Genomic DNA, 12735 nt, shown 5'->3' on the forward strand with positions numbered 1-12735 from the left:
AGGATCCTGTGACCGCTTTAGGTCGTGAGGGTTCAAGTCCCTCTCTCCGCATAGGGTAAGAGTTAGCTTAGGCTAGCTCTTTTGTTTTTTATCAGATTTATAATATCTATGGTGGGCGTCCATCGTTTTCAGATAAATAATATCGTTTGAAATTTCTCCTAATTCTATCTACTCTTTCTACTTTTTCCGAATAAATAGATAGAACCATCGAATCTAGTCAATCTAGATTTAAAACTATGGTATAATGAAAGGAGAAGAAATATGACTGTACGTCATCTGGGCATCAGCCCAACCAATGACTTGGTTGCTAAGAAAATCTTTAGCAATCCAGAAATCACTTGTCAATTTATTCGCGATATGTTGGATTTACCAACCAAAAATGTGACCATTTTGGAGGGAAGTAACATTCACGTCTTGCCTTCCCTGCCCTACTCGGCCCAGGATTTCTATACCAGTATAGACGTTTTAGCTGAACTAGATAATGGAACGCAAGTAATCATTGAGATTCAAGTACATCATCAGAATTTTTTCATCAATCGCCTGTGGGCTTATCTGTGTAGTCAGGTCAATCAAAACCTCGAAAAAATTCGCCAACAAGAAGGTGATACACACCAGAGCTACAAACATATTGCCCCAGTATACGCAATCGCTATTGTAGATAGTAATTATTTCCAAGATGATTTAGCTTTTCATAGCTTTAGTATGCGAGAGGATACGACAGGTGAGGTATTAACTATCACCAATAATGGGCAGGAAAACCATCTAGTCAAGATGGCATTCTTGGAATTAAAAAAATACAGAGAAACCAGCAAAGACAAGGTTCGTAAACCATGGTTGGAGTTTTTCGGGAATAAACCCTTTACCCAAGAACCAGAGCGAGCCATCAGTCAGGCAGATCAACTGCTGGACTACAAGAGCTGGTCCGAGGAGGACAGGAAAATGTTTAGTCAACTACGTATGCGCGAAGAACAAGCCTTGTTAGCACAGGACTATGCCTTGGAAACAGCTAGGGCGGAAGGCATTGAACAAGGTTTAGAGCGTGGGAAAGTTGAAGGAAGTTTGTCTATGCTACTAAATCTCGTTCGCCAAGGTCTTCTGACTTCTGAAGTTGCCAGTCAGCAATTGGGCATGACAGTCGATGAGTTTGAGGCACTATTGTAAGAACGTCACAATAATAGCACTCTTAAAACTTAAAAAATACAGAGAAACCAGTAAAGACGAGGTTCGCAAACCCTGGTTGGAGTTTTTCGGGAATAAACCCTTTACCCAGCAACCAGAGCGAATCATCAGTCAAGCAGCTCAACTGCTAGACTATAATAGCTGGCCCGAGGAGGACAGGAAAATGTTTAGTCAACTACGTATGCGTGAAGAACAAGCCTTGTTAGCACAGGACTATGCCTTGGAAACAGCTAGGGCGGAAGGTATTGAACGTGGTCTCGCAGAAGGCATTGAACAAGGTTTAGAGCGTGGAAAAGTTGAAGGAAGTTTGTCTATGTTAGTAAATCTAGTCCGCCAAGGTCTTCTGACAGCTGAGGTTGCTAGTGAACAATTGGGCATGACAGTCGCTGAATTTGAGGCGCTGTTGTAAAGATTAGCACTAACGGTAAAGATGGCGTTCTTGGAACTAAAAAAATATAGAGAAACCAGCAAAGATGAGGTTCGCAAGCCGTGGTTGGAGTTTTTCGGGAGAAGCTCTTTACCCAATAATAAGCTTTCATCAATCCGCTGTCTATAAAATGTAAGGATAGGCAGTCTACCGTTTAAAATAAAATAATGACAGATTTTTCCGAAGCAAAAGGTAAGATCTGTTTTTTATTTATATTAAATTTTTTATACTATATAGTCTAAAAAGACTGTATAATAAGGATTGCATATATATATATATATATATATATATATATATAACGTGTGAAAATACCTTGAAACATCAACGTTACAGCGCTTACATTTTTAGATGATATTTATGTAAATACTTGATTTTTCACTTGAAAAACATTAATATATTGTTGGGATAGTATCTTTAAAAGATTTTAAATTTATTCTACTGAAACAATAGAAAGGACATGTTTATGTTTGGTAAAAAGTCTAATGATAATGGTGAAAAATTATACCGTTATTCTATTCGTAAGTACCATTTTGGTGCTGCAAGTGTTGCCGTAGCAGCATTAATGTTTTTTGCTAATGGAGGAGGTGTAGCTGCTGCAGAACTTGTAACTCCAGCAACTGCTAAACCTAATGCTCATCAGTTAGAAACTACAATGAATAGTGGAGGGGATTCATCTGGAACTAGTGGAAGGCCAGAAAATACTAAGGAAATAAACAAGCCAGCTGAAGTGTCTACGCAAGCTTCTGTTACTCCTGATCGGCAAGTTGAGAAAGAGACTGGAAACTCAACTCTGTTAAATGATGTAAATCAAGATGCTTTGGAAAATAAAGTCATCAATACTTCTTCAGTAAACATCACTGATTTACAAACAGCTTTAATAGAACTAGAAAGTAAATTAACAAATGTAAAAGGCGATGAAGAAAAAGAGAAGTTTAATACAGTAATTGTAGAAGCTAAAAAACTGCTTGGGGATAAAGAAGCTACACAAGAACAAGTGAATCAACAATTAACACTTGTAAAGGGAACCATTTCTTCTGTAGAAGCGTTATTAAAAAAACAAGAAAGTAAAGTTTCTGAAGAAGAAACTAAAAAATCAGAAAAAGATCGTAGTGCTGAGGTAGAAGCTTCGAATAGTGAAACAGCAATACCTGCTAGAAGTGCTCGTGGAAGAAAAGGAAGAACTACAGAAGTTCAACCAGTAGATAGCGAAAACGCAACTCCAACAGTAGGAGCAGCGACTTCTAATAAAGTAACTGAATCTAAAGAATTACCAACCTACACAAACGGTACGGACAATTATGCATTAGCAGAAGAAATGCGTAAAATTGTTAAGTACTTACAAGACAATGGAGCAGACGCTGCTAAAGTAGCTGCCATCAAAGGTAACTACGATAAGTTAAATGAAAAACTTGGACTTGTTGATGAAAATGGAGTGTTGTCTGAAGAAGATTTCAATAAAGCATTAGCTAATCTTAAACAAGCTCGTGACTTTACTGAAGGGTTCCTTAACAATCAACCTAGTCTTCAACTTGAAGCAGTACTACCTGCAAATCGTCATGAACGTGCAGCAGATGATCGTGTTAGAGATTCTAGATTCCCTAATGCATATACAACGCCTTACGCTACTGCTAAAGAATTCTACTATGAAGATGGTCAAAAAGGTTCATCTCCATATGATAAATACACTTATTTATTCCACACGTTTACAGAAAGTTTAGTAGCCAATAACAGAACTCACTCTCCAGTAAGAGATGTTAAACGTTTAGTATATGAAGAAGTAAACGAAGTTAAGGGCGGATATTTATGGACAATTACCTTTAATGCTGCCCACGAAGATCAACACGATGGGTATGCCTTCTTCTCTATTCCAAAAGGACAAGTAGTAGACAATAGCAGTATTACGATTGAAAGAACTCCTCAAGTTGGAGTTGCAGAAGAAGTAGCAGGTACAGGAGATTTAGGCTCTAGAGTTCGAAATAATTTATTCCATGGTACACAAATTGGAATTAGAACAGATGGCGCAAATGAAAATAGTTTAGAAGGATTAGCAAGAACAAATGGAAGTCCCGGTTACTATAACCGTCGCTTAGAAGGTGATGCTGGAGAAACAGCAAAATCTGATGATATGTTCGAAAAAATTGCTGACAATACAGCGGCTGTTTATCGTTTCCAACTACATGGACGTGATAAATATACTATTTCGTTTAAAACAACTAACACGAACAATACGCAAATGGATAAACTGTACTATGCAGCTGGATATCGTGTTCAACAATGGGGTCGCCGTATCTTAGCGCAACAATGGCACGGACGTCATAAATATGATAGATCTGATACAGATAACTATCCATTACACGTAGTTGGGAATGGTACATTCTTAATTAATCAAGGAAAACATTATAATACAGCATATCCTCAAGGAGCATATGGATTTGGTGGACATGACTTTGACTATGCACCTTTTAAGGCTGATGGTATCTTAGGATTTGATGACTCAGGTAGATATAACAGTAACTTTGACATGCACCAATATACTGCAAGACCTGGAAGTGACCAACCTTCATCAAGTTATAGAGCGAATGCGGCTGGTCAAACATTTGAATTCTATGATAAAGAAGGGAATAAATTATCTGCTTCTCAAATCGGGATGCACGGTGCTGATAAGCCAGGTTTAGTAGAATATAAAGTAAAACGTAAGTTTAATGATGGCTCTGCGGACTTCTTGAATATCAAGTTTGCGATTAAACCAAAAACTCCGGTATTCACAGAAAATCTAACAAACTCTCGTGGTCAAACGAAAAACCTAACGGTATCAAACGGTACGAATGGTTATCCAATTACATTATTCCGTGAATATGTAGAAAATGGAGTTAAAAAGACAGAAAAAGTTGCTACAGTAAACGCAAATAGTAGTGGGAATGCGGTCTTTAATGGCGTTCAAATTAAAAGTGGTAAATACTACGCCCAATCTATTATTCCAACTTCAGCGTACTTAGACTATAAAAATGTAAAACATACAGATGTAAGGTCTGATATGTCAGCTAGTACTACAGTAGTTGGAGACGGTATGGCTCCTACAATCCAAGTAGGTGAAAATGGAAAAACATTGGCAACAACTCCAGCGAATAACCAAGTAACATTATTCGTAACACCAAGCACAGATGGTAAAGTTTCATTAAAAGTACAAATGCAAGATGATAACTTAGGGGATGGAATGGATGCATTCGCCAAAGGAACAAATGCTAACTATGCCATTAATGGAACTTATAACTCCAGAGCTACAACTTATACAGCTGACGGTGGAGTAACAGGAGCTAACGGTAAAAGAGACACTATTAAAGGTGACTTGAAAATTCAATTAAACCAAGATGGTGGAAAATATAAAATTCCTACTGGTGGTTTAACTGTTACGCTAAATGCAAAAGATAAAGCTGGTAACTGGACAAATACTGCCAATCCATCTAAAACACTAACAGTTAAAGTATTATCAGCAGTGCCAAATGAACCACCTGTTCGTATGCTTACAGGAAATGATGTTCAAAATGGTGCTGTTAAGCAAAGTGTTAAAGACGAAGTCTTAAGAAAAGTAAAAGAACTAAACCCAGACTTAGTAAATAATGGTGTGAAGTTTGAATATGACACAACTGTAGGTCGTACAAACCAAATTAAAGTTATTTATCCAGATGGACAAATGACGACTATCGATCCAATGAAAGGGACAAAACCTACAAAACCTTTAGTAGTTGGACCTCAAGATGGTACAGTTAGCATTACGCCACAAGGAGATACAGATAAAGTAACATTCCAATACGTTCCTACAAATGAAACTAATCCTAAAACGATTATTGCTAAAAAAGATGGAAATTCATGGGGGATTCAAGGGACACGTCCAAATGGAATTACAGTAGACAGTAGTACCGGTAAAATTACGATTACAGAACCAACCGTAAAAGACCTATCAAACGTAACAGCAACAGCTACATTCTTAAACAGTGACACAAGTGACACTAATCAAGATACAGCGAAAAACCCTGATAGAGATGCACCTACTGTTATGATGAATGGAAGAGCATTGACGGAACGTGCTAGTGATAATCGTTTCGTAATCTTCCGTGGGGCTACATTTAATCCTACATTCAAAGTAGCTGATAATTCAGGTACTGTGTCAACCTTTAAGATATCTGGCGTTCCAGAGGGTGTTTGGTTCAATAAAGAAGGAAATCGTGATAATGCCAAAACGAATCTTCCGAGCGGAACGACTTATCAATTGACTAAAGATAATGTGGTTGCAACAACCGCAAATTTAGGAATCCAAGAAGCAACGGTATCAGTTAGTGATGCGAATGGAAATACGAAAAACTATAAATTCCAATATACTATTGCGGATGTTGTGTTGAAAAATTCTCCAAAAACAGTTGTACCAAATACACCTCAAGGAGACCCACACAATTTCTTAGCAACCACAGTAAATGGAACAACTGTGGACAACGACTTATACTTCCCGGCTCATATGCAATTCCAATGGGTAAATGGGGGTGAAAATACTCCATTAACGACAGTTGGAACGGTGCAAAAAGAAGCGAAAGTTTTATTCCCAACTAATGCACAAAATGGGACAACGACAGCTAATGGGATGACTATCTACGCACCGGCAGAAATTCGTAAAACGGTTACCTTCAACGTCAAAGACTCAGCGAAACCACAAGCAACAATCAATGGTATATCATTAGGAACAACTTCGACAACTCCTATTTTCACGGTTATACGAGGTGCAACGTTTAATCCAGAATTAAAAGTATGGGATGATTCTGGAATTATCCAAGATATCAATATTCAAAACTTACCACGTGGAATGGCTGGAACGAACTATGCAGGTGGTCGTCAAACTAATAGAAATAGTGAAGCAAATGCATACAGCGAACGCCTAGCAAGTGGAACAGTATCGGATACACAAACGTTAGGAGAACACGAAGCAACGATTCGTGTTACAGGAAGTGGTTCGACAGATGTTAGTACCTTTAAGTTCAAGTATCGTGTCATCGACTTAGAATTAAAAAATACGTATAGAACCGAGGATGCTGATAAGCCAATTATTGGATTAAGCAATAACCAATCGATTGAAGTTACAGGTGGAACAAACAATATTTCTGCGGTAGATTATTGGAAAGTAGTGGACACAGAAACTAAAGAAGATAGAGGGAAAGCCTACTTACCAGAAGGAATAACTTATGAATTGGAAAGACCAGGAGGTTCACGTGGGATATCTTCTAATCCCGCGGATGCATCAAAAGGTGCCACTGTTCGTATGGGGCATTATACCGGTAAGATTAAGGTGAATTTTACGACAGCATCTGATATTAACGATAATAATAGTAAGACTAGAACGGTATTTGCGCCTGCAACTATTGAAAAGCCAGTTTATTATGCTATCACTCCATCCGCACCTACATTGAAAAAAGCTGTAGATGGTACAGCAGAAAGAACAACTGCTGGAGAACTTCTATATGGTCAAGCAGGAAATAAACCTAGAATCGAAGTTTCTAATGTTGTTCCTAAAGGAGATGGAGCAGGAAATGTTAACAGAGATTCAACTCGATTTGTAAGATTATATAGTAGTAAAGATCCGAATACATTCTTAGCAGAAAAAGAAGTTGCTGGTAATAGTACGAGCGTGATTTTTGAACCTAGTGATTATGGAGCTAAACGTCCAAATGGTTTAGAAGAAGGGGAAGAACTTTATGCAGTTACGAGAGTAAAACATGGCATATCAACACTTTCAGGTGCGAGCGCTTCAGAACTTGTTACAGGAAGATTGGAAATCACTGAAAACTCTTCAAACCGTATTATTCAAGCTAATGATCAAACGTTAAATGATGCTGAAAAAACAGGTATTCGTATTGCGTTACGAAATGCTAATCCTCGATTAAATCTAAGTGATGATGATATTAAAATCTCTGATACTGGAGAAATCGTAATTACCAAAGATAAAAAACGTGCTTGGCTTCAAACAGCACCGAATAAGGATAACGGAGCAGGATTCGTTACTCGTTTTGCAAATATCAGAAATGATTATAAATTCGAAAATATCGAAGGATTAAAAGTTCCGGGGCGTGATACAGATAAAGGATTTGCATGGTCAAATGACCCATCTGATAATCGAGTGAATAGTAACCGTAGTTTGATTTATTACTATGATGCAACGAAAGGTCAGTCGTTTAACTTTAATGACGTGTTAAAAGTGTTAAACCTTCGCGAAGGTTGGTCGGTTAACCATACAGAAAATCCATCATTTGTTGCAACGCAAGGGGTTAATAAAGGTAAAGCTGAAAGACGCGAAGATGGCTTCGGCATGTCTGGTACAGCCTTCCTTAAAGATGGAGACTATATCAATGTTCTTGACTTAGTAGACAAAGATAGATTAAGAGGAGGACAACCTGTAAGTAACTCTGCGAATAAATTGGTTGAGAATGGTAAAGCTAACGGAACAGGTACAACTCTTCAAAATGTAACAATTGGAGAAGTAAATGGATTACCAGGATTTACATTAAATAATGTTGTGAATGGTGAACGAGCTATTCATAAAGCGCAAGTTTACTTACGTCCAAAATACGTGAATGGACAATCATTAGCAGAACGTAATAATGAAAACCAAAACACAACAACAAATGTTGTAAACTTATACTTCGTACCAATCGATTCAACGAAACCAGTAGTAGAACGTTCAGACTCTAACAACTTGGGAACTTCAGCAGATGATGCTCCAAGATTAACAGATACTTCTATCACAGCATCTTCACTTGTAAAAGTAACAGATAACTATGATAAAGATGATGTAACGGATTCAAACACTAATAGTGTTCGTAATAAGTTAAATGTTTGGGTGAAAAAAGATGGTGTTGAAACTCAAGTCGTTAGAAATGGTCAAGAGCTAACTAATCCTAATGGTGAAACAGTATTAGGTAGTCTTATTAAGACTGTTGATCCAGCATCTTATGAGTTAATCGCTAAAACAGCAGATACTTCAGGAAATGAAACTGAAAAACAAAGTCTAGGATTCTTCAAAGTTGGGTATAACTTAAATGTACGTCCAGTAATTAACTTTATCCAATATGAAAAATTAACGGATGATGATAAGAGAACATTAGTACGAGTAAATGAAGGTGGACAATTAGAAGAGTTACCTAACGGTGCTACAGTTGATGTTACATTTGATACAGAAAATTTAAATCTTGATTACCAAGATAGACGAGCTACAGCGACTATTACATTTGCAAATGGTGCTACAACGACTAAAGAAATACCGTATAGAGTGTATCGATCATTCCCACTTGTTAATAAGTTGTATGATTTTGCAGGAGTTCATCTTAAACCTAACTGGTTCTATGATCCTGATTATTATAAAAACGAAGGATTAACAGGAGGCATGAATTGGTTTATAAAAAAAGAAACAGAAGAGAATGGGCGAAAAGTATTCAAAGATGTACCGCCGAAAGCTAATTCTGGAGAGCATGTTATGCCTAGAGAAATTAATAAATCCATCGATGCAGGAGCTGGAGAGTATAAATATCTTCTAGGAGCAACTTATCCAACAGGTAGATACGTTGCAAGGGCTACAGATGAATTATCGAAATTAAGACGTGAAGGTGAAATTGTTCATACGGTATTTGATGTAGGTGCTAATGATACTAATAAAGTTACAGTAAATAGTGGGGATTCATTAACAAGCGACCAAGCAAGAGCAGCAGTAATGCTAATTAATGGATCGAAAGAATTACCAGAAGGAACTACTTATGCATGGGTGTCAGGGCTTACTGTAACAGGACGCGGTGGAGACGAAGTCGATCGTGAAGTAAGAGTGACGTTACCGGCTAGTGGTCCAGCAAACGGACCTTTTGCTGCAACACAAACAAAGACTAAAACTGTAAAAGTTAAAGTGAAAATTAAACCAACAAAACCAACAGTAACTCCTGACAACAACGGTGATGTAAGAATTGGTTATAATACAAATGAAACAAATGTCAATAAAGTGGAAGTGACATACACTCCAACGGACACTAATCGATTAGAAGATAATGGGAATGTGACGAAAACTCCTCAAGAAAGAACAACGGTTATCGCTACTAAGGGAACTGATAATCAATGGCGTATTACAAGTGGTGAGAAAGAAGGAATTAGTGTTAATTCAACTACTGGTGAAATCACTTTGAAAGATCAAGTAGTTAAAGATCAAACAAAAATTCAAGCAAAAGTAGTTGCCCAAGAAGTTTCAAGTGATGAAAATGACAGTAATAATTCTAAAGATGGTGATCGCGAAATTCCAACAATTGGATTGAATAATACGCTTGTAGAAGTTGGAAAAGAGTTCAGTCTTCCTCTTGGTTTATCGGATGGAGCAGGAGTAGGTGTAGACGATACAAACATTAAAGTTTCGTTACCAAATGGGGAAACAGGTCTAACTTACGATGCAACAACAAAATCAATCAAAGGAACAATAAGTACAGTTGCTAAAAAAGACATTACAGTAAGAGTCCTAGATAAAAATGGAAATAAAGCTGAGAAAATAATCTCTATAGCTGCTGTGAAAGCTAAGCCGATTTATGCGATTAAAGATGAAACAATCGACAATGTAGATACTCCAAGTAACTTTGTGGAAATGCCTGCTGGTTTAAGCGCCTCTTGGAAAGACAATTCTATACCTACAACAACTGAAGTGGGGAATACGAATAAAACTGTAACGGTCAGTGCAAACGGCTATGCAGCGATAAATGTGGATATTCCAGTAACGATATATCCAAAAGTAACTTATCGTAAGGTAGGCGGCAATGAAGTGACAGAATACCATGAGATTGTTGGACAACCATTAACATCAAGTGTATGGAGAACAGGTGGACGTACGAGAACTGTTACAGCTGATTTCTATGTAGAATTTGAAGGTGGAAATAAACCAGAGGGTACAACTATTACATTTAAAGATGGAAATCCAGCTAGTCCAAGTACAACAGCAGGTATAACTACTAAAACGATAGTTGTAACTTATCCGAATGGAGCAGGAAGAATTGAAAAAAATGTAACGTTCAAGACTTATGGAAATGAAGCGAAGTATGAGACTGGAAAGGATACGATAGAAACAACAGTTGGAACAGAATTTAGTAAGATTACTGCAGCAGGAACTATCAAGTTAAGCGATCCGAAGTTGCTAAATCCAGGTAGAATAATCATTGGTTGGTGGAAAAACAATCAAAACTATACTCCTGAAAATAAAATTGGTAAACGTAACGAAAACGTCAATGTTTACTTTGGGGAAGCTGTACGAAATGCTCGTGGAGATGGTACGGCTAACTACAATGATCAAAATATTACTGTGAATTTAACAGTCAAACCACAAGCGCCGATAATTGCTGAAGATGCCCTGTATGGTAAAGGTGCGACTAAACCGAATGTAACGGTAGGAAATCTTCCAACGAACAGTCAACTAGAAACTGGAGCATCAGTTACGGTTGAATTATTCCAAGGGAATAAGAAAGTTGCTTCTAAGACAGTAAACGGCGGAATAAGTTCAGTTGAATTTAATAATAATGATTATAGTGATAATCTAACTTATAGTGAAAAAGTTCATGCGGTGGTTAGAGTTGCCGGTGGTACTGGAACTACAGCCTATAACTTATCATCTGCAAATAGTAATAGCATCCAAGTTACTCCTCAAAAGCCAACCTTTGATACAGCAACAGTGACTTCAACTAGCCGTACATTGAGTGGTACTTTAGGCGGATTTGATGCAACTAATAGAGTGGTCAAAGTTCATTTGAATGATGAGAATAATACCACTCTATCTAGTGAAAATAATGGCGGAGTAACTATCAACGGTAATATATGGACAGCTACGCTTCCTGCTACTGTAAAACTTCGTCAATCAGTCGCTAAAAATGGTGAAACTACAACACCACCAGCGATTACAGTGGAGAATACAGTCACAGAGGGAACGGTTTCAACTAGAAGTGATAATAAAGCAGTTGAAATGGGAGACTACTCAGTTAATACAACAATTGCGGGTAGCAAACATGTTGATGTTACAGTACCACATGATGCGAAACGATTAGAATTACGATTCCACAACAGTGAAGAATCAGGAAATAAAACGAATAGTATTGTTCTAGTTCGTGGGACAGATGGTACATGGCATACAGATGCAACAAGAGCAGATAATACAGCAGTTACTAATGCGAATGGGTACGTTGGAAGAATTAATTCAACTGTAAGTACTACTAATCCAGCAGAAAATAATATTCGTATTGCTCTAAATGAACAAAGCGGAACGACAAAACTTCATATTAAAGAAGAAAATGCAAGCGGAGATAATACTGAATCATATGGTAGTGGATTAGGACTTCGTGTATATAACCAACCAGAAGCAGGTCAAGAGCCAAGTGCGACAGGTAAGTGGAAAGTAGTTGGTGTGACGAATACGGCACCTGTTCTATCACATAAAGGAACAGATGCAAGTAGCGAAACAAATCGTAAAGTCTATGACTCAGGAACTACCATCACTAAAGAAATGCTAGCAGAGTTAGTAACAGTGACAGATCCAGAAGATAATGCTGCAGATGCGAATAATAAACCATACGGCTCAACAACTCTTGAAATCGTATCTGGTTTAACAGAAACACCAGGACAAGCAACACCACCGGGGAATTATACAGTTACTCTAAAGGCTACTGATAGTCAAGGAAGAAAAAGTAATACGTTGACGGTGTATGTGGGAGTTAAAGCAGCAACGCCACAAGCACCAACGGTAACAGCAAATCAAACAGACGCAACGTTGAAAGTAACGCCACCAACAGGCGTTGATGAGATGAGAATCACGTACATTCCAAGTGGAAGTGAAACATCAAAAGAAATAGTCATTAAGAAAACAGAAACAGGCTGGAGCGGACCAAGCGGAAATGGAATCACTATAGGAGCGAATGGAGAAGTAACATTCGACCATACAGTAGCGAAAGATGGAAGCGAAGTAAAAGCGAAAGTTAAGAACGGCAATAGTGACTATAGTGCAGAAGGAAGCGCAACGGATCCAACGAAAGCAGCAACGCCACAAGCACCAACGGTAACAGCAAATCAAACAGACGCAACGT

Annotated in this window: 2 protein-coding genes and 1 pseudogene; all 3 read left to right on the plus strand. The window is 37.8% G+C overall.

Annotated features, from left to right (window positions below; genetic code table 11):
• The first annotated feature begins 261 nt into the window (after nucleotides 1–261).
• Nucleotides 262–1161, plus strand: a complete 900-nt coding sequence (locus RWO85_RS08640) for an Rpn family recombination-promoting nuclease/putative transposase (RefSeq protein ID WP_314415342.1) — start codon at nucleotides 262–264, stop codon at nucleotides 1159–1161.
• A 13-nt stretch (nucleotides 1162–1174) separates the two neighbouring features.
• Nucleotides 1175–1588, plus strand: a pseudogene (locus RWO85_RS08645) (hypothetical protein); the annotation flags it as partial.
• Between the two features lie 481 nt (nucleotides 1589–2069).
• Nucleotides 2070–12735 (plus strand): YSIRK-type signal peptide-containing protein (locus RWO85_RS08650; protein WP_314415343.1); only part of this gene is annotated, 10666 nt, incomplete at its 3' end.

Source organism: uncultured Streptococcus sp. (assembly GCF_963521865.1).
Classification (GTDB): domain Bacteria; phylum Bacillota; class Bacilli; order Lactobacillales; family Streptococcaceae; genus Streptococcus.